The sequence below is a fragment of the Stenotrophomonas sp. YJH_SMC_79 genome (genome assembly GCF_059367995.1).
Genome location: NZ_JCAFRK010000002.1, coordinates 547,232 through 565,829 on the forward strand (window position 1 = coordinate 547,232; position 18,598 = coordinate 565,829).

The window sequence follows — 18,598 nt, forward strand, 5'->3', positions numbered from 1 at the left end:
TCAGGCAGGGGAGAATAGCCTAACGTCGGTCCGCGTCCGTGCCGAAGGAGGCTCTGCTTGCGTTTTCCGTTGTCGCCCGTGCTGTGCACCGCCCTGGCCGTGGCCCTGGCCGGCTGCACGCCGTCGCCGTCCGCGCCGGCGGACAGGGCCGCCAGCGGAGAGGCGCCCGCGGCCGAGGGGGCCGACACCGGCACCGATGCCAGTCCGCAGGCCCGGCAGGGCAGCGTGACCATCGCCGGTGAAGATGCCGCCGAGGACGTACAGCAGTGGACGCCGCCACGGGTGGACCGCCAGGGCCGCAGCCTGGTCCAGTTGCGGCGTGCTGCCGAGCAGGCGTTCGCCGAAGGGCGGCTTTATGAAGATGCGGATGCTGCCATTCCGTTGTGGCTGGCGGTGCAGGAAGAAAACCCGGATGACCGCCAGGCCCGGCTGGGCCTGCAGCGTGCCCGTCAGCGATTGCAGCAGTTGGCCGATGCCCTGCTGGTGCGGCCGCTGAAGCAGCGCGAGGCACTGGCCGAGGCCAGCCGCCAGGCACTGGTGTTGCTGACGCTGGCGCCGAAGGATGAGAAGGTGCGTGCGCTGCAGGCGCGGGTGGAGCTGGCGCAACGCGTGGTGGCCTACAACCGCGCTGGCGAGGAAGACCTTCGCTCGGACCGTATCGGCGAGGATGGCGACGGTGCCATTGGCAATTTCCGTGAGGCACTGGCGCTGGATGAAGGCAACAGCCGCGCACGGCAGGGCCTGGCCGCTGCCGAGAGCGGGTTGATCCGCCGTGCCGAAGATGCCGCGCGGGCGCGCGATTTCGCCAGCGCGGGTACCTGGCTGGCCGAAGCCAGCAAAGTGCGCGATTCGTCGCCGACGATCGCCGACGCGTTCGAGCGCATCGAGCAGATCCGCGCCGCCACGCTGCTGCAGCTGCGTGATGACGGCCTGCGTGACCTTGCCACCCCACAAGGGCTGAAGCCGGCGCGCGAGAAACTGGCCGAGGCACTTCGCATCGCTCTGCCGGGTGATGCAGTGGTAGGCCAGCTGCGCGAGCGCATCGACCTGGCCACCCATTACGGCAGCTTCCGGCCAGGACAGGTGTTCAGTGATGCGATGCGCGATGGTGGGCGCGGACCGCAGATGGTGGTGGTGCCCCACGGTGGCTTCCAGATGGGCGCGGGCGATGCCGAACCGGGCTCGAGTGATGCCGAGCGTCCGTCGCACTATGTGCGCTTCGATCGCGGCTTTGCCATGGCGATCACCGAGATCACCGTCAGCGACTTCGAGCGCTACGTGAAAGCGTCCAATGCGCGTCCACGCGCGACCCGGCGTGGCCATTCGGTGGTCTACGACGAACGCAGCGGCAATTTCATCCGCCGCAGCGGCGTGGACTGGCGCTCGGACTATGACGGCGGCCGCGCGCTGGGCAACTCGCCGGTGATGCACGTCAGTGTGCGTGATGCCGAGAACTATGCGGCGTGGCTGTCCGAGCAGACCGGCCGCAGCTACCGGCTGCCCAGCGAAGCCGAGTTCGAGTACGCGCTGCGCGCTGGCAGCAGTGGCCGCTATCCGTGGGGCGATGCCGGCGTGCCGCCGCCGGGCAGCGGCAACTTCACCGGCAGCAAGGACGTTTCGCCTTCGGGCCGGCATTGGCACAACGCGTTTATCGGGTACGGCGATGGCTGGTGGGGGCCGGCGCCGGTGGCCAGCTTCCAGGCCAATGCCTTCGGCCTGCACGATATGGGCGGCAACCTCAGTGAATGGGTGGCCGACTGCTGGCATGCCAGCTACCGCCGCGCACCGTCCGATGGCGTCGCCTGGTTCAACCCGGGCTGTCGGTCGCGGGTGATCCGCGGTGGCAACTGGGCCAATGCCCCCGAGCAGACCCGTGCGGCCTGGCGGCAATCCCAGGATTCGGATACCACCAACGCCCGCATCGGCTTCCGCCTGGTGCGCGGCATCTGAGCGGCACCCGGCTTCACCCGCTGCGGGCAGTGGCGCACTAAGATTGCGCCGTGCCCGCCGGCCGGCGGGGCCAGCAGGAAGTCCCCCGATGCGCAACGATCCGTTCTCCCGCTCGTCGCAAGGCCCGCAGCGGCGTGGCCTGTTCGGCAACATCCGCTGGTGGGTGCTGCTGCTGGCCGCCGGCTATGCGCTGTTCTACTGGTTCTCCAACCGCACGGTCGATCCGTACAGCGGCGAGAAGGTGATGATCGACAGCAGCCTGGACGCGCGCCAGGAAACCGCGCTGGGGCTGCAGGCCTACCAGCAGATCCTGTCGCAGGAACGGCCGATGGACCCCAATGCGCCTATCGCGCGCGATGTGCGCGACATCGCCCAGCGGCTGATCGCCAAGGTGGACGTGGTGGAGACCGCGCTGGCGCAGGAGCATGGCGTGCAGCCGGCGCATTTCGCGCGGGATTTCCAGTGGGAAGTGAACGTGATCCCGTCCGAGCAGGCCAATGCGTTCTGCCTGCCGGGCGGCAAGATGGCGGTCTACACCGGACTGGTGCCGGTAGCGCGCACCCGCGATGCGATGGCGGTGGTGATGGGCCATGAGATCGCCCATGCGCTGCTGCGCCATGGTGCACAGCGCATGGCCCAGCAGAAGCTGACCCAGATCGGGCAGGTGGCCGGCGCCGCCAGTGGCATGGATGTGCAGCAGCAACAGATGATGATGTCGGCGATGGGCTATGGGTATCTGCTGCCCTATGCGCGCAGCCACGAGACGCAGGCGGATGAAGTGGGGCTGATGCTGGCCGCAGCTGCCTGCTTCGATCCCCGCGAGGCGGTGCCGCTGTGGCAGCGCATGGGCCAGGCCAGTGGTGGCCAGGCACCGCCGGAGTTCGCGTCCACCCACCCGAACCCGGGCACCCGCATCCAGAACCTGCAGGCGCTGATGCCGAAGGCGCTCGAGTACCGGCAGAAGTTCTGCGAGCAGGCGAAGTAGGAGGTTGGTCGGCAGGGCTTGCAGCCCTGCACCCGCTGCGAACCAAGGCAACAGCAACAGCCGAAGCAGAAGCGGGTTTCCTGTTGGTAGGCGGGGTGGGTCCGGTTGCGGGGGCCGCTGCAAGTACGTCCATGTAAGCTCGGTCGCCGCATCCATGCGGCTCACGCCCCCGCAACCGGACCCACCCCGCCTTCGACAGATTCTCGCGATCTGTCGGAATGGCGTGGGGTCAGATCCGTTTTCCTACGGGAAACGGATCTGACCCCGAATTGATTCGATATCTGACAGAGATTCATCCACGCGTGGCGTGGATCTACCGACCGTCATCGGGAAACTGTCGAGGGTGGGGCGGTGTGGCTGTGCAGGACCGTTGGCGCCATGGATGGCGCCATCGAGCCCCCAGGGATGGGTTTACGGCGTGTCCTGCACAGCCACACCGCCCCGCCAAACCATCAGCAATCCAGAGCCGCTTTGGCTGTTGCTTCGGCCGTTGCTTGAAGCCTCTGCAGGTGCAGGGCGCAGCCCTGCCGAACACCCCTTTACTTGACCTGCACGTCGATCACGCCGTCGCCGACGCGCGCCTGCAGCGCATCGCCAGGCTGCACCTGGCCGACCTTCCGTACCAGGGTGCCATCGTCACTGCGGGTCAGGATGCTGTAACCACGGGCCACGGTGGCCAGCGGGCTGACCGCCTCCAGCGAACGCGCCAGCCCGCGCAGGCGCAGCGCATCGCGTTCCAGCAGGCGCTGCATTGCAGCCTGCGGACGGCCACGCAGGGCGGCGAGGCGGCGCTGCATCGAGTCGAGCTGGCGCTGTGGATGGTGCCCGCGCAACACCGCCGCTGCATGACGCAGGCGCGCGGCACGACGCTCCTGCTGCTGGTTGAATGCAGCATGCAGGCGCCGGCCCAGTTCCAGCTGGCGGCGACGCAGCAGATCCAGTCGCGCCTGTGGGCTTTGAGCGTTCAGGCGCAGCAGGGCGCGATCGGCGCGCTGCATCGCCTGCTGCATCGCGTGCCGTTGCAGCTGCACCATGCGTGCGGCCGTGCGGCGCAGGCGCAACGCCAGTTCGCGCTGGTCCGGGACCAGCAGTTCGGCGGCCACCGACGGTGTCGGCGCGCGCAGGTCGGCGGCGAAGTCGCTGAGGCTGAAGTCGGTTTCGTGGCCCACCGCCGACACAACTGGCGTGTGGCTGGCCGCAATCGCGCGGGCCAGCGCTTCATCGTTGAACGCCCACAGGTCTTCCAGCGAACCGCCACCGCGGGTCAGCAGGATCACGTCGTAGCGGCCACTGGCATCGGCGGCCTGCAGCAGGCGGGTGATCTGTGCAGCGGCGCTGCTGCCCTGGACCAGGGTCGGCAGCAGGTCCACTTCCAGCAGCGGGAAGCGGCGGCCGAGCACGCTCAGCACGTCGCGCACGGCGGCGCCGGTGGGCGAGGTGATCACCGCCAGGCGCTGCACGTGCGCCGGCAACGGCCGCTTGCGTGCCGGGTCGAACAGGCCCTCGGCCTCCAGGCGAGCCTTCAGCTCTTCGAAGGCGCGGCGCAGCGCGCCTTCGCCGGCTTCCTCCATGTGGTCCAGCACCATCTGGTACTCGCCACGGGCGTCGTACAGGGTCACCTTGCCGCGCACCAGCACGCGCATGCCTTCGCGCGGCACGAACTTCAGGTACTGCGCCTTCATCCGGAACATCGCCGCACGCAGCTGGGCGCGGGCATCCTTCAGGGTGAAGTAGAGGTGCCCGGAGGCGGGGCGTGCCACGCTGCCCAGCTCGGCCTCGACCCAGATCGCCGGAAAGCTGCCTTCCAGCAGGTCGCGGGCCAGGGTGTTGAGCTGGCTGGGGGTGAGGATGTCGTCGTTGCGTGGCTGCATGGGAACGGCGTGCTGCGGGCGGAACGGGGGCTCAGGATCGCACGTCAGCGCACCGTGTGCTGGCCCAGCGCCCACTGCACGTGTTCGCGCACCAGGGGGGATGGATCGTCGGCACGGGTGTGCAGTGCGGCCAGCGTTTCGGCCGTGGTCGGCGCATTGCCCAGTGCCACGGCGATGTTGCGCAGCCAGCGCTCATGGCCGCTGCGGCGGATCGGGTTGCCTTCGGTGCGGCGCAGGAACTCGGCTTCGTCCCAGGCGAACAGCTGGTCCAGACGGGCAGTGTCGAGGTTGTTGCGTGCGCGGAAGTCGGCTTCGTCGGTGCGCTTGGCGAACTTGTTCCAGGGGCAGACCAGCTGGCAGTCGTCGCAGCCGTAGATGCGGTTGCCCATCAATGGCCGCATGTCTTCGGGAATGGCGCCATCGTGCTCGATGGTCAGGTAGGAAATGCAGCGCCGTGCGTCCAGTCGATGCGGGCCGGTGATCGCACGGGTGGGGCAGACATCGATGCAGCGCGTGCAGGTGCCGCAGTGCGCAGTGGCCGGTGTATCGATCGGCAGCGGGATATCGATGTAGATCTCGCCGATGAAGAACCACGAACCGCCGTGGCGGTCGATCAGGCAGGTGTGCTTGCCGATCCAGCCCAGGCCGGCGTTGCGCGCCAGTGCGCGTTCCAGCACGGGGGCGGAATCGACGAATACGCGGTAGCCCAGCGGTGCCACTTCATCGTTGATCTGCGTGGCCAGCTTCTGCAGGCGGTTGCGCATCAGCTTGTGGTAGTCGCGGCCCAAGGCGTAACGGGCCACGTAGGCGCGGCCCGGGTCGGCCAGGGTTGCCCAGGCTTCGGTGTCGTCCTTGTGGCTGTAGTCCATGCCCACCGAGATCACCCGTACGGTGCCGGGCAGCAGCTCGGCCGGGCGCGCGCGCAGGGTGCCGTGGCGCGCCATCCAGTCCATCGTGCCGTACAGGCCCTGGCCCAGCCAGTCGGCCAGATGTGCCTCATCCTCGCCCAGCTCGATGCCGGCGATGCCGCAGCGCTGGAAGCCATGCGCACGGGCCAGTTCGCGGATGCGCTGTACGGCCTGGGCCGGATCGACAGGGGCGGGGACGGGGGACATGTGCACCAGTATAAAATCCCCGCATGGCCAACCTTGCCGATCTGTTCGATTCCGCTGCCGCGCGTGCGCTTGATGCGCAGGCCTCGGCGCTGGCCGCCGAGGGCGGTTGGGGCCTGATGGCGCAGGCCGGCCAGGCCGCCTGGCAGTGCCTGCTGCAGCATTGGCCGCAGGCGCGGCGGATCGGCGTGGTGGTCGGTGCGGGCAACAACGGCGGCGATGGCCATGTGCTCGCCCGTCATGCGCTGCAGGCCGGGCGCGAGGTTCTGGTGATCGCCATGCCGGGGAAGTCGCCGTCAACCGTGCTGGCGCAGCGTGCAGCATCGGAATTCACGTCCGGCGGCGGCACCATCACCGATTTCGACGGCGCGCTGCCCGAGGCCGACATCTGGGTTGATGCCCTGTTCGGTCTGGGCTTCGATCGCGCGCCGGAAGGCGTGGCGCAGGCGCTGATTGTCGCGCTCAACGCGCAGGCGGCACCGGTATTGGCCCTGGACGTCCCCAGTGGCGTCGATGCCGACCGCGCTGCCGTACCGGGCGTGGCCGTGAAGGCCGCTTTGACCCTGCAGTTCATCGTGCCGCATCGCGGGCTGTATACCGGCGACGCGCTGGATCATTGTGGTCAGAAGGTGCTGGCGCCGCTGCAGCTACCCGCGGCCGCATGGCAGGGCGTGTCATCCGCCGCAGAGCATTGGACCCAGGCTCGCTTGCCGGCACTGCTGCCGCCGCGCCGCGCCAACACTCACAAGGGCGAATCCGGGCACGTGCTGTGCGTCGGCGGCAACCATGGCAGCGGCGGTGCCATCGCCATGGCGGCCGAGGCCGCTTTGCGTGCGGGCGCGGGATTGCTGAGCCTGGGCACCCGCCGCGATCACGTCGGCCCATTGCTGGCGCGCCTGCCGGAGGCGATGACCCATGCGCTGGAAGACGGCGATGTGCTGCCGGCATTGCTGGACAAGGCCAGGGTGGTGGCGATCGGCCCCGGGCTGGGCCAGGACGAATGGGCGCGCGCACTGTTTGCACGGGTATTGGCGTGTGGCAAACCGCTGGTGGTCGATGCCGATGCCCTGAACCTGTTGGCGCAGGATCCGCGCGCCCTGCCCGACGCCATCCTTACGCCGCATCCGGGCGAGGCCGCACGCCTGCTCGGCTGCAGCACCGCCGACATCCAGGCCGACCGCTACGCCAGCGCGCAGGCACTGGCCGAGCGCTTCCACGCCGTGGTGGTGCTGAAGGGCGCCGGCAGCATCGTTGCGGCGCCCGGGCAACGGCCACGAGTGATTGCCGCAGGCAATCCCGGCATGGCCGTGGGGGGCATGGGCGACCTGCTCACCGGCATCATTGCCAGCCTGTGCGCGCAGGGGCTGGCCGCCTTCGACGCCGCCGCCGCTGGTGCACTGCTGCATGCGCTCGCTGGCGACGCTGCGGCCGCCGACGGCGCCCGCGGCCTGCTTCCCACTGATCTGCTGGTGCCGCTGCGGCGACTGGCCAACCCGGAACGCTCTTCATGACTGACTTCTTCCTTGCCGACAGCGACGCAACCGAACTGCTCGGGCAGTGGCTGGCGGCGACCCGACCGCCGCAGGCGCTGATCGAACTGCGCGGCGACCTCGGGGCCGGCAAGTCCACCACGGCCCGTGCACTGCTGCGCGCGCTGGGCGTGCAGGGTGCCATCCGCAGCCCGACGTATACCCTGGTCGAGCGCTATCCGCTGGCCAGTGGCGGCGAGGCCTGGCACCTGGACCTGTACCGCATCGGCCAGGCTGGCGAGCTGGATTTCCTCGGCCTGGACGAGGGCAGTGCGGTGCTGTGGCTGGTCGAATGGCCCGAGCGGGGCGCCGGCGCCTTGCCGCCGACCGACCTGGTGGTGGCGCTGGAAATCGAGGGCCAGGGGCGTCGCGTGCGTCTCACTGGATCCAGCGACGCAGGGAATGAATGGCTGAAACGGCTCCCTCAAGGGGGTGACTTGCAGGCCATTTCTGTCGGCTGACGAGAACAAACACCGGCAGGTTACGGATTATTAAGGAAAAAGGTGTTGCATTCCGTTCAGCGCGGTGATTGAATGCTGAGCCATGCGCCCGGGGAACCGTCTCATCGCCATCTGTGCCGCCGTCGGACTGGGTCTGGCGAGCGTCAGTGCGTGGGCCGGTGAAGTCCGCCAGGTCCTGCTGAATACGGGCGCCACCGGCACCCGTGCCGAGATCTCGTTGGTCGGCAGTGGCGGTTACAAGACCCTGTCGCTGGCCGGACCGAACCGCCTGGTGGTCGATTTCCCGGACTCCAGCGCCGTACGCAACCTGAAGATGCCGGCCGCGCAGGGCGTGGTGACGGCGGTGCGTACCGGACAGCCGGTGCCGGGAACCTTCCGTGTCGTTTTCGACCTCGCTGAATCGGTGGCGCCGTTCCGCCCGCAGATGCAGCGCGAGGGCAATGAATCCAAGCTGGTGATCGAATGGCCCGGCGATGGCCCTGCCGTGGCCGCCAGCCGTCCGGCAGCGACGCCGGCGGTGCAGCCGCAGGCACCAGTCAACACGCCCGCGCCGACGCCGGCGGAGAGCGCGCAGTCGCGTTCCGATGCCGCGCGTGCGACCGCGCTGCTGACTGCCCAGGTTCGCCAGCAGGCCAGTGCCACTGCCGCCGCGCCAGCCACGCCCACCCCGGCGCCGTCCACCGCGCCGGCCCAGGTTGCGGCTGCCGGAACCGTGGCCAGCAGCTCGCCTTCCTCCTCGCCGGCCGCGATCCTCGCCGGCCAACGCACCGCCGCCGTGGTGACCACGCCGCCGGCGACCGTGCCGGCACCGGCACCGACGCCGGTGGAACCGCCGCGTCCGGCCATGCCCAGTGATGCCTCGCGCATCCGCATGCAGGCCGGCATGCGTCATCTGGTGGTCGCCATCGATCCCGGCCACGGTGGCCAGGATCCGGGCGCGATCGGCCCGACCGGCAAGCGCGAAAAGGATGTCACCCTGGCGGTGGCCCGTGAGCTTGCCCGCCAGGTCAACGCCACGCCGGGCCTGAAGGCGTACCTGACCCGCGACAGCGACGTGTTCATCCCGCTGCCGATGCGCGCGCAGAAGGCGCGTGCGAACAAGGCCGACATCTTCATTTCGATCCACGCCGATGCGGCTGAAAACCGTTCGGCCACCGGCTCGTCGGTCTATGTCCTGTCGACCAAGGGTGCTTCTTCGCAGCGCGCCCGTTGGCTGGCGGACAAGGAGAACGCGGCCGATCTGGTGGGTGGCGTACGCCTGCAGCAGACCGAGGGCACGCTCGCCAACGTGCTGCTGGACCTGGCCCAGAGCGGTTACATGAAGGCGTCTGAAGATGCCGCCGGCCACGTGCTGGGCGGCCTGAAGCGGATCGGCAACAATCACAAGCCGAACATCGAACGCGCCAACTTCGCCGTGCTGCGCACCTCGGACATGCCGGCGATGCTGGTGGAAACCGCGTTCATCTCCAATCCGGACGAAGAGCGCCGCCTGATCGACCCGGCCTACCAGCGCAAGATCGCCGGTGCCGTGCTCGATGGCGTGCATACCTTCTTCAGCCGCCAGCCACCGCCGGGCACGCTGTACGCGGCCCGCGCCCAGGCCGAGATCGACGCTGCCGGGACCATGGCCGGCGGCAGCAAGTAGAATCGACTGTCGATCGACTACGCGCGTAGCGCGGGGTTTCCGGTGCCCGGCGAAGAGCAGTCGACTGACAGTCGACTCTACATGCGGCGCCTCCGCTATCATCGACCCATGAAGTCTGCTGCCCATCCTCTCCCATGAGCGCGCCCGGCCCGCGTCCGATCCGGCCGTTGCCGGAAATCCTGATCAACCAGATCGCCGCCGGCGAAGTGGTCGAACGTCCTGCATCGGTGGTCAAGGAGCTGGTCGAGAACGCGATCGATGCCGGTGCCAGCCGTGTCGATATCGACCTCGAGGAGGGGGGTGTCCGCCTGATCCGCATCCGCGACAACGGCAGTGGCATCGCACCGGAACAGCTGCCACTGGCGGTATCGCGCCATGCCACCAGCAAGATCGCCGACCTCGACGACCTCGAATCGGTGGCCACGCTCGGTTTCCGTGGCGAAGCACTGCCCTCGATCGCCTCGGTCAGCCGCTTCACCCTGTCCTCGCGCCGCGCGCACGACGAGCACGGTTCGGCACTGCAGATTGAAGGCGGCAAGATCGGCGAGGTGACCCCGCGCGCGCATGCACCGGGCACCACGGTGGAAGTGCGCGAGTTGTTCTACAACGTACCGGCGCGACGCAAGTTCCTGCGCGCCGAGCGTACCGAACTGGGCCATATCGAAGAATGGCTGCGTTCGCTGGCGCTGGCGCGACCGGATGTCGAGCTGCGCGTGTCGCACAACGGCAAGGCCTCGCGCCGCTACAAGCCAGGCGATCTGTACTCCGATGCGCGGCTGGCCGAAACGCTGGGCGAGGACTTTGCCAACCAGGCCGTGCGCGTTGACCACAGCGGTGCCGGCCTGCGCCTGCATGGATGGATCGCGCAGCCGCATTACTCGCGGGCCAGCGCTGATCAACAGTACCTGTACGTCAACGGCCGTTCGGTGCGGGATCGCAGTGTCGCCCACGCAGTGAAGATGGCTTATGGCGATGTGCTGTACCACGGCCGGCAGCCGGCCTATGTGCTGTTTCTGGAGCTGGATCCGACCCGCGTCGATGTCAACGTGCATCCGGCCAAGCATGAAGTGCGCTTCCGTGATTCGCGGCTGGTGCATGACTTCGTCTACCGCACACTGAAGGACGCGCTGGCTGATACCCGCGCCGGCACGTCGGTGCAGGAGATCGGTGCGGGTCCGTTGCATCCGGTGGACGCCGCCGCTGCACCAATGGCATCGAGCGCGGGCGCGTCGGGTTTCGGGCTGGTGCGTGGGCCTGCGCCCGGTGCCGGCCCAGGCGGCGGTGGTGGTGGTTTTTCCGGCTGGCGCCCGCAGCAGCCCCTTGGGCTGCAGGTGGCTGACGCGCCGGCGGCCTACGCCGCACTGTATGCCACGCCGTCCGGTGCCGAACGCGGGGCGGCGCTGCCGCCGATGCCCACCGAGAATGGCCTGCCGGTCACCAGTGCCGATGCCGGTGTGCCGCCGCTGGGCTATGCGATCGCGCAGCTGCACGGCATCTACATCCTGGCCGAGAACGCAGAAGGCCTGATCGTGGTCGACATGCATGCCGCACACGAGCGCATCGGCTACGAGCGCCTGAAGAACGCGCACGATGGTATCGGCCTGCAGTCGCAGCCGCTGCTGGTGCCGATCACGCTGGCAGTGGGCGAGCGCGAGGCCGACACTGCCGAAAGTGAAGCCGGAACGTTGGCGGCGCTCGGCTTCGAGGTGACCCGTGCCGGTCCCGGATCGCTGCACGTGCGCAGTATTCCAGCGCTGTTGGCGCATGCCGAACCGGAGGGGCTGCTGCGCGATGTGCTGACCGACCTGCGCGAGCATGGCCAGAGCCGCCGCGTGGCCAGCGCACGTGACGAACTGCTGTCGACCATGGCCTGCCACGGTGCGGTGCGTGCCAACCGGCGCCTGACCGTGCCGGAAATGAACGCGCTGCTGCGCGACATGGAAATCACCGAGCGGTCTGGCCAGTGCAACCACGGCCGACCGACCTGGGCCCGTTTTTCGCTGGCGGAAATCGACCGCTGGTTCCTGCGCGGACGTTGAGGGGAGCATCGATGCGTTATCGGGGAATGGGCGGCCTGCTGGCCGCCTTGCTGTTGGCCGCGTGCAGCCCGGCGACACCGCCGGCGCCGAAGGTCACTGAAGATCCGGCCTATGCGGCCGCGCAGCAGCAATGGCGGGTGGCCCGCTACCAGGACCTGACCCGGCCCGATGGCTGGACGGCCCTGGTGGGCCTGCATTGGCTGCAGAACAAATCACATTTCGTCGGTAGCGGCGCCACCAATGGCATCCGCCTGACGGTCGGCCCGGACAAGCTGGGCCTGCTGCGTCGCGAGGGCAGCCAGTGGTGGTTCACGCCCGAAGCCGGTGTGGACGTCAGCCATGACGGCCAGCCGGTACGCGGCCGTATCCGCATCGACACCGACAAGGATCCGCAGCCGACCCTGTTGGCCTTCGACGGCGGCAAGGGCCAGCTCAGCATCATCCGGCGCGGGCCGCGCGATGCACTGCGGGTCAAGCACGCCGATGCGCCGGCGCGCCGTGATTTCGCCGGCCTGGAGTACTGGCCGGGTGGCCCGGACTGGCAGGTGCAGGCACGTTTCATCCCGCATCCGGCGGGCAAGACCCTGCCCATTGTCGACATCACCGGTCTGACCACCGAAATGCCCAATGCCGGTGCGGTCGAATTCGAACGTGACGGCCGCACATGGCGGCTGGAGGCGATCGGAGCCGCCGGGCAGCCGTTGTTCCTGATCTTTGCCGACCGGACCAGTGGCCGCGGCAGTTATCCGGCCGGTCGCTACCTGGATACCGACGCGCCCGCTGCCGACGGCACGGTACGCATTGATTTCAACCATGCCTACAACCCGCCGTGTGCATTCACCGCCTATGCCACGTGCCCGCTGGCGCCGCCGGAAAACCGGCTGGACCTGCGCATGGAAGCGGGCGAGAAGGCCTACCACCTGTCTGAAGGAGAAGGCTGAGATGCCGTTGAAGCGACTGTTCCGTGCAACGCTGCTGATGGCAGCGTTTGCAATCGCGCCGCTGGCACCGGCGCGCAATGCACCGGCCACCGACACCACGGCGGCGGCCAAGCCGCCGGTGCCGCTGCTGTGGAAGGTGACCGGCCCGGGGGATTCACGCGTGTACCTGCTTGGATCATTCCATCTGTTGAAGCCGCAGGACTACCCGCTGTCGCCCGATGTCGAGCAGGCCTTCGAGGCTTCGCAGCGGGTCGTGTTCGAACTGTCGCCGGAGGACATGCAGTCGCCGCAGCTGGCCAGCCGCATGGTGCAGGCCGCGGTGCGCACCGATGGCAGCGAGCTCAAGCGCGATCTTGACGCGGCCACCTGGCAGAAGCTGCAGGCGTTTGCATCCGAGAACAAGCTTCCGCTGGCACAGATGCAGGGCATGAAGCCCTGGTTCGTCGGCCTGAGCATTTCGGTTGGGCAGATGCAGAAGATGGGCCTGGACCCGGCGCTGGGCCTGGACCGTCATTTCATGGAGCGTGCGCAGAAGACCGGCCGCAAGACTGCCGGGTTGGAAGACATCGATACCCAGATCGGCATGCTCGACGGCATGACCGTGCAGGAGCAGCGACAGATGCTGTCCGAGGCGCTGGATCAGGCGGGCAAGGGCGATGAGCAGGCACGTCAGCTGCACGACGCATGGCGGCGCGGCGATGAGCGCGTGTTGTGGACGAAGATGGCCGCGGAAATGCGCCAGCAGTACCCGCAGCTTTACCAGCGCATCAACACCGGGCGCAACGATGCCTGGGTGCCGAAGCTGCTGCCGTACCTGCAGGCCGGGCAGGGCGGCACGCTGGTGGTGGTCGGTACCCTGCACCTGCTGGGCAACGACGGCGTGGTCGAGAAGCTGAAGGCGAAGGGCTACAAGGTCGAGCGCGTATGCACGGGGTGCAAGGCGAAACGCTGACGTATCGTTGGCACGATGCCAAACAAAACGGCGCGCCAGGGGCGCGCCGTTTTCGTATCAGCCGATGCCGCAGCTCAGCGGCGGGTCTTGCCGCCGGTGCCGGTGCCCGGCTCGTTCGGCTTGTTGCCGGTACCTGCGCCGGTTCCCGTTCCGGTGCCACCCGGTCGCGGACCACCGAAACCGGTGCCCATGCTGCGCTGGAATTCCTGCCACAGCTCCAGGTTGCGCTCGGTCAACTGGTTCATCATCGCCCACGGGGTCTGGCCCAGCAGGTTGCCCATCTGCTGGCGGAACTGCTGCTGCTGGTCGAGGAAGACCTGCATGCTGCGCTCCAGGTAGTTGCCCATGAAGCCCTGAAGGGAGTCGCCGTAGAAGCGGATCAGCTGGCTCAGCAGCTGGGTGGACAGCATCGGTTCGCCGTCCTGTTCCTGGTCGGCGATGATCTGCAGCAGGACCGAACGGGTGAGGTCGTCGCCGCTCTTGGCGTCTCGGACTTCGAAGTCTTCACCGTCCAGGATCAGTTGGCGCACGTCCTCGATGGTGATGTAGCTGGAGATCTCGGTGTCGTAGAGACGGCGGTTCGGATACTTCTTGATGATGCGGGTCGCAGCCATTGAAGCGGTCACTCGTCACAGTAGATGCGCAGCATGGCGCAGTGCAGCAGCCGTTGCAACCGCCTCAGCCCCCGCCAGGCTTGGCTTTCACGGGGGATCATGTTGCGCAACAAGGGTTTGCGTGCTGCGCAGCATGACCATCGGCAGGGGCGGCGGGTGTGCGCCGCTGTGGCCGTTGGCGCGGCTTACCAACCCATATGGTGGCCGCCATTGATGTCCAGGTTGCTGCCGGTGATCCACGAGGCTTCCTCCGCCACCAGGAAGGACACCCCGTAAGCGATTTCCTCCGGCTTGCCGAGGCGCCCGGTGGGAATGTCGGCGACGATCTTGGCGCGCACTTCTTCCGGCACCGCCATCACCATGTCGGTGGCCACGTAGCCGGGCGAAATGGTGTTGACGGTAATGCCGAAGCCGGCGTTCTCGCGGGCCAGCGAGATGGTGAAGCCATGCATGCCGGCCTTCGCGGCCGCGTAGTTGGCCTGGCCGTACTGGCCCTTCAGGCCGTTGATCGAGCTGATCTGGATGACCCGGCCCCAGCCCCGCCGGCGCATGCCCTCGATGACCGGGCGGGTGACGTTGAACACCGAGTTGAGGTTGGTGTTGATCACATCGTGCCACTGGTCCGCGCGCATGCGATGGAAGGTGGTGTCGCGGGTGATGCCGGCGTTGTTGACCAGGATTTCGACCGGGCCCAGTTCGGCCTCGACTGCACGCACCAGTGCTTCGGCACTGTCCGGATCAGAGACATCACCCGGGAAGATCGACACGCTGTAACCGCGTTCGGCCATCGCCTGCTGCCAGGCGCGGGCCTTGGCCTCGTCGCGGTAATTGGTGGCGACCCGGTGGCCCTGGTCGGCCAGGCGCTGGCAGATGGCGGTGCCGATGCCGCCGGTTCCGCCGGTGACCAGTGCGACGCGAGATGTCATGGAATGCTGTCCGGAAATCAGGTGGGGGAGGGGTGATTCTGCAACATCGGCGCAGAAAGTGCGCCGGGTGGCAGCAGGATGTCGGTACGTGGCAGTAGTGCTGGGTCGAAGGCCTGCCGGGCGGCCGCCAGCAGCGTGTCCAGATCGTGCGCAGGTTCCAGCGCCCCGGGTGCCTGGCCGAGCAGCTGCCAGAGCTGGCGCAGCACCGGCAGTGGGCGCGAACTGTCCACCGCCAGTGCCGCCAGCGACTTGGATAGTTTGTGGCCCGGCGCATCCAACAGCAGCGGCAGGTGCCAGTAGTGCGGCACCGCCAGCCCCAATGCCTGCTGCAGCAGGATCTGCCGCGCTGTAGAGTCGAGCAGGTCGGCACCACGTACCACCTCGGTCACGCCCTGTGCGGCGTCATCGACCACGACAGCCAGCTGGTAGGCCCAGCAGCCATCCGCACGGCGCAGCACGAAGTCGCCGACCTCGGCATGCACGTCCTGCTGCTGCGGTCCACGCAGGCCATCGGTGAAGCGCACGATGCTGCCGCGTGGAACACGGAAGCGGACGGCGGGGTCCGGCCGAGGTTGACGGGCGACGCAACGATGGTGGATGCCACTGCTGGCAGCCAGGTCGCTGCGGCTGCAATGGCAGACAAAGGCCTGGTCGCTGGCCAGCAGCACGTCCAGGGCGGCCTGGTAGGCCTCGCCGCGCGCGCTCTGCCAGAGGATCGCACCATCGTGGGCCAGCCCGAACGCTGCCAGCGCCTGTAGTTGTGACTCGGCGGCGCCGGGAACGGTGCGCGGTGGGTCGACGTCTTCGATGCGCAGCCGCCACAGGCCGCCGTGATGGCGCGCGAGCAGCCAGCTGCCGAAGGCGGCGAGCAGGGATCCGGGGTGGAGCAGGCCGGTCGGCGAGGGCGCGAAGCGGCCGCAGGGAATGGGGGAGGTCATGCTGGCTGAATCGTCGGTCAGGTTGGCGCTTGAATTCAAGCTGACCACACCGCAAATTGACCGGTATCGACCCCTTCCGAGCCGGATTTTCCCATGTTTACCCGCATTGCCCTGTTCCTGGCGACCAATTTCGCGGTCCTGATCCTCGCCAGCATCGTGATGTCGTTGCTGGGGGTCAATTCGAACCAGATGAGCGGCCTGCTGGTCATGGCCGCGATCTTTGGTTTTGGTGGCTCCCTCATCTCGCTGCTGCTGTCCAAGTGGATGGCCAAGCGTTCCACCGGCGCGGTGGTGATCACCGAGCCGCGCAACCAGACCGAACGCTGGCTGCTGGCCACCGTCGAGCGCCAGGCCAAGGCGGCCGGCATCGGCATGCCCGAAGTGGCCGTGTACGAAGGTCCGGAGATCAATGCCTTCGCCACCGGCGCCAACCGCAACAATGCGCTCGTGGCGGTGTCCACCGGCCTGCTGCACAACATGAGCGAGGATGAGGCCGAAGCGGTGCTGGGCCACGAGATCGCCCACGTCGCCAACGGTGACATGATCACCATGGCGCTGTTGCAGGGCGTGCTGAACACCTTCGTGATCGTGCTGGCCCGCGTGGTCGGCGGCATCATCGACAGCGCGCTGTCGGGCAACCGCGAAGGCGGCGGCCGCGGCTTTGCCTACTACATCATCGTGTTCGTGCTGGAGATGGTGTTCGGTCTGTTCGCCACCATGATCTCGATGTGGTTCTCGCGCCACCGCGAGTTCCGCGCCGATGCCGGCGGTGCCTCGCTGGCCGGCCGCCAGAAGATGATCGCTGCGCTGGAGCGCCTGCAGCTCAACCACGGCCAGAGCACGCTGCCGACCCAGATCGCGGCCTTCGGTATTGCCGGTTCGACGGCGAAGAAGCTGTTCATGAGCCACCCGCCGCTGGAAGAGCGCATCGCCGCGCTGCGGGCGTCGACGGTGGCGTAAGCCTCCGCTTCCACGGTAGTGCAGGAACGCCCGGCCCCGCGCCGGGCGTTTTTGTTTGCGCGCACGCATCGGTGACGCCGGGTACGACTCGGCGAGAGTCATTTCCGCGACTGCGGAGGGGTGTCACTTTCTTTGCGCGCAAAGAAAGTAACCAAAGAAACGCTCCGCCGGCCGCGAGCCGACGTGCTGCGCACGCCGGTACCCTGCGCTTCTCGGAGAATCAGGGGACGGCGCCGAACTCGCTGCGCTCAAACACCGGCGCCTCTCCGCCCCTGATTCCCCTGCGATGCTCGGCTCGCTCAAGGCGGACTGGAAGTCAAGATCAACGGCAAAGCATCCACGCGTGGCGTGGATCTACTGGGTGCAGCTGTGGCGTTTGACCTTGGGTCCGCCTTGAGCGAGCCGAGCACCGCAGGTCCGGCGAGGGCGAAGAGGTGCGGGTGTCTGAGCGTAGCGAGTTCCCGCACCGTCCCTCGGCGGGCCGAGGAGCGCAGGGTACCGATGCGCAGCATCGGCTCGCGCCCTGGCGGCGTGTTTCTTTGGTTACTTTCTTGATGGCGCACATCCATGTGCGCCACCCTACGGGCCGGCTACGCCGTTCCACGCTGCTCCTGCAGCGCGGTGCACGAGCAAAGAAAGTGACACCCCTCCGCAGTCGCGGAAATGATCCCCAGGCATCGCCTGGCGCGCCAATGCGTCGGCGCACAAACGAAAACGGCACCCTCGCAGGTGCCGTCTCCATGAACCGCTTTACACGGAACCTCAGAACTTCGCGTCGAACTCCGCCGCGTAGCCAGTGTTCACCAGCACCTTCTGCAGCGACTCGGCCACCTTCAGGTTGCCGGCCACGATCTGGTGGGTCTCCGGGCCGCGGTTGTCCATGCGGCCCAGGGTGGCGCCCTTGAAGTCGCAGACCTTGCCGCCCGCTTCGCGGACCAGCAGCAGGCCGGCGGCGATGTCCCACGCCTTCACACCGGCCTCGAAGTAGGCGTCGGCACGGCCGCAGGCCACGTAGGCCAGGTCCAGCGCGGCCGAACCGGTGCGGCGGATGTCCTCGCCGTGCACCAGCAGGGCGTCGACCGCCTTCAGCTGGGCGCTGGCGCGGCTGCGCTCGCGCGGGGCGAAGCCGGTGTGGATCATGGTGCCTTCCAGGTCCTTGCGGTCGGCCACGCGGATGCGGCGGTCGTTCAGCACGGCACCAGCGCCCCGGCTGGCGGTGAACAGTTCATTGCGCAGCGGGTCGAAGATGACCGCATCGGTCGGCTCGCCGTTCTCGACCAGGGCGATCGACACGCAGTAGTGCGGCACGCCGCGCAGGTAGTTGCTGGTGCCATCCAGCGGGTCGATGACCCACATCTGGCGGCGCTCGCCCTGCACGCCACCTTCTTCACCGAAGATGCCGTAGTCCGGGTAGGCGCGCTTGAGTTCCTTGACGATGACCTTTTCCGCGTCCGCATCCACTTCGCTGGCGTAGTCCATCCGGCCCTTCTGCACCACGTTCAGTGCCTCGAGCTTGTTGATGTTGCGCAACAGGACGTTGCCGGCGAGGCGGGCGGCCTTGACCATGACGGTGACGGCGGGTTTCTGCATGGCGTGGGCTCCCGGAAAGGCAGAAGAGATGGACTGGCGGGGGAAAAGAGCGGGTCCGGCGCAGTGGCCGGCCGCACAGTTTACC

Annotated in this window: 15 protein-coding genes; 9 read left to right on the forward strand and 6 right to left on the reverse strand. The window is 68.0% G+C overall.

Annotation, left to right across the window (positions count from 1 at the left end; all coding sequences use genetic code 11):
• Window positions 1-57 precede the first annotated feature (57 nt).
• Window positions 58-1,950, forward strand: a complete 1,893-nt coding sequence (locus AC5P57_RS09320; RefSeq protein ID WP_262234806.1) for a formylglycine-generating enzyme family protein — start codon at window positions 58-60, stop codon at window positions 1,948-1,950.
• Between the two features lie 88 nt (window positions 1,951-2,038).
• Complete coding sequence (locus AC5P57_RS09325) at window positions 2,039-2,935, forward strand: M48 family metallopeptidase (RefSeq protein WP_262234808.1); 897 nt, start codon at window positions 2,039-2,041, stop codon at window positions 2,933-2,935.
• A gap of 539 nt (window positions 2,936-3,474) precedes the next feature.
• Here the strand turns inward: AC5P57_RS09325 and xseA are convergent.
• On the reverse strand, window positions 3,475-4,806 hold the full coding sequence (gene xseA / locus AC5P57_RS09330) for an exodeoxyribonuclease VII large subunit (protein WP_262234809.1): 1,332 nt from the start codon (window positions 4,804-4,806) through the stop codon (window positions 3,475-3,477).
• A 44-nt stretch (window positions 4,807-4,850) separates the two neighbouring features.
• On the reverse strand, window positions 4,851-5,921 hold the full coding sequence (gene queG, locus AC5P57_RS09335; protein WP_495219543.1) for a tRNA epoxyqueuosine(34) reductase QueG: 1,071 nt from the start codon (window positions 5,919-5,921) through the stop codon (window positions 4,851-4,853).
• 23 nt (window positions 5,922-5,944) lie between these two features.
• Between queG and AC5P57_RS09340 the strand changes: the two genes are divergently transcribed.
• From AC5P57_RS09340 to AC5P57_RS09365, 6 genes are all read left to right on the forward strand, one after another.
• On the forward strand, window positions 5,945-7,429 hold the full coding sequence (locus AC5P57_RS09340) for an NAD(P)H-hydrate dehydratase (protein WP_099551891.1): 1,485 nt from the start codon (window positions 5,945-5,947) through the stop codon (window positions 7,427-7,429).
• On the forward strand, window positions 7,426-7,908 hold the full coding sequence (gene tsaE / locus AC5P57_RS09345; RefSeq protein WP_099551890.1) for a tRNA (adenosine(37)-N6)-threonylcarbamoyltransferase complex ATPase subunit type 1 TsaE: 483 nt from the start codon (window positions 7,426-7,428) through the stop codon (window positions 7,906-7,908). The genes AC5P57_RS09340 and tsaE overlap by 4 nt, the downstream gene beginning before the upstream one ends.
• Window positions 7,909-7,990: 82 nt before the next feature.
• Window positions 7,991-9,553, forward strand: a complete 1,563-nt coding sequence (locus tag AC5P57_RS09350; protein WP_099551889.1) for an N-acetylmuramoyl-L-alanine amidase — start codon at window positions 7,991-7,993, stop codon at window positions 9,551-9,553.
• A gap of 134 nt (window positions 9,554-9,687) precedes the next feature.
• The gene (gene mutL / locus AC5P57_RS09355; protein WP_099551888.1) at window positions 9,688-11,592 is read left to right on the forward strand and encodes a DNA mismatch repair endonuclease MutL; all 1,905 of its coding nucleotides are present in this window, start codon (window positions 9,688-9,690) and stop codon (window positions 11,590-11,592) included.
• Between the two features lie 11 nt (window positions 11,593-11,603).
• Window positions 11,604-12,533 carry a DUF1684 domain-containing protein gene (locus AC5P57_RS09360; protein ID WP_262234811.1) on the forward strand — a complete coding sequence of 310 codons (930 nt, stop codon included), beginning with the start codon at window positions 11,604-11,606 and terminating at the stop codon, window positions 12,531-12,533.
• Between the two features lies 1 nt (window position 12,534).
• The gene (locus AC5P57_RS09365) at window positions 12,535-13,485 is read left to right on the forward strand and encodes a TraB/GumN family protein (RefSeq protein ID WP_262234812.1); all 951 of its coding nucleotides are present in this window, start codon (window positions 12,535-12,537) and stop codon (window positions 13,483-13,485) included.
• A gap of 74 nt (window positions 13,486-13,559) precedes the next feature.
• Here the strand turns inward: AC5P57_RS09365 and phaR are convergent, their stop codons facing one another.
• The 3 genes from phaR to gluQRS all read right to left on the reverse strand — a co-directional run bounded on the left by phaR (window position 13,560) and on the right by gluQRS (window position 15,963).
• Complete coding sequence (gene phaR, locus AC5P57_RS09370; protein ID WP_099551885.1) at window positions 13,560-14,099, reverse strand: polyhydroxyalkanoate synthesis repressor PhaR; 540 nt, start codon at window positions 14,097-14,099, stop codon at window positions 13,560-13,562.
• Between the two features lie 185 nt (window positions 14,100-14,284).
• The gene (gene phbB, locus AC5P57_RS09375) at window positions 14,285-15,025 is read right to left on the reverse strand and encodes an acetoacetyl-CoA reductase (protein WP_111202896.1); all 741 of its coding nucleotides are present in this window, start codon (window positions 15,023-15,025) and stop codon (window positions 14,285-14,287) included.
• Window positions 15,026-15,042: 17 nt separating this feature from the next.
• The gene (gluQRS, locus tag AC5P57_RS09380; RefSeq protein WP_099551883.1) at window positions 15,043-15,963 is read right to left on the reverse strand and encodes a tRNA glutamyl-Q(34) synthetase GluQRS; all 921 of its coding nucleotides are present in this window, start codon (window positions 15,961-15,963) and stop codon (window positions 15,043-15,045) included.
• A 93-nt stretch (window positions 15,964-16,056) separates the two neighbouring features.
• On the opposite strand from gluQRS, the gene htpX reads away from it, so the two are divergent.
• Complete coding sequence (gene htpX, locus AC5P57_RS09385) at window positions 16,057-16,923, forward strand: protease HtpX (RefSeq protein WP_010486600.1); 867 nt, start codon at window positions 16,057-16,059, stop codon at window positions 16,921-16,923.
• 762 nt (window positions 16,924-17,685) lie between these two features.
• On the opposite strand, the gene AC5P57_RS09390 is transcribed toward htpX, so the two are convergent.
• Window positions 17,686-18,513, reverse strand: a complete 828-nt coding sequence (locus AC5P57_RS09390; RefSeq protein ID WP_005417749.1) for an inositol monophosphatase family protein — start codon at window positions 18,511-18,513, stop codon at window positions 17,686-17,688.
• Window positions 18,514-18,598 lie beyond the last annotated feature (85 nt).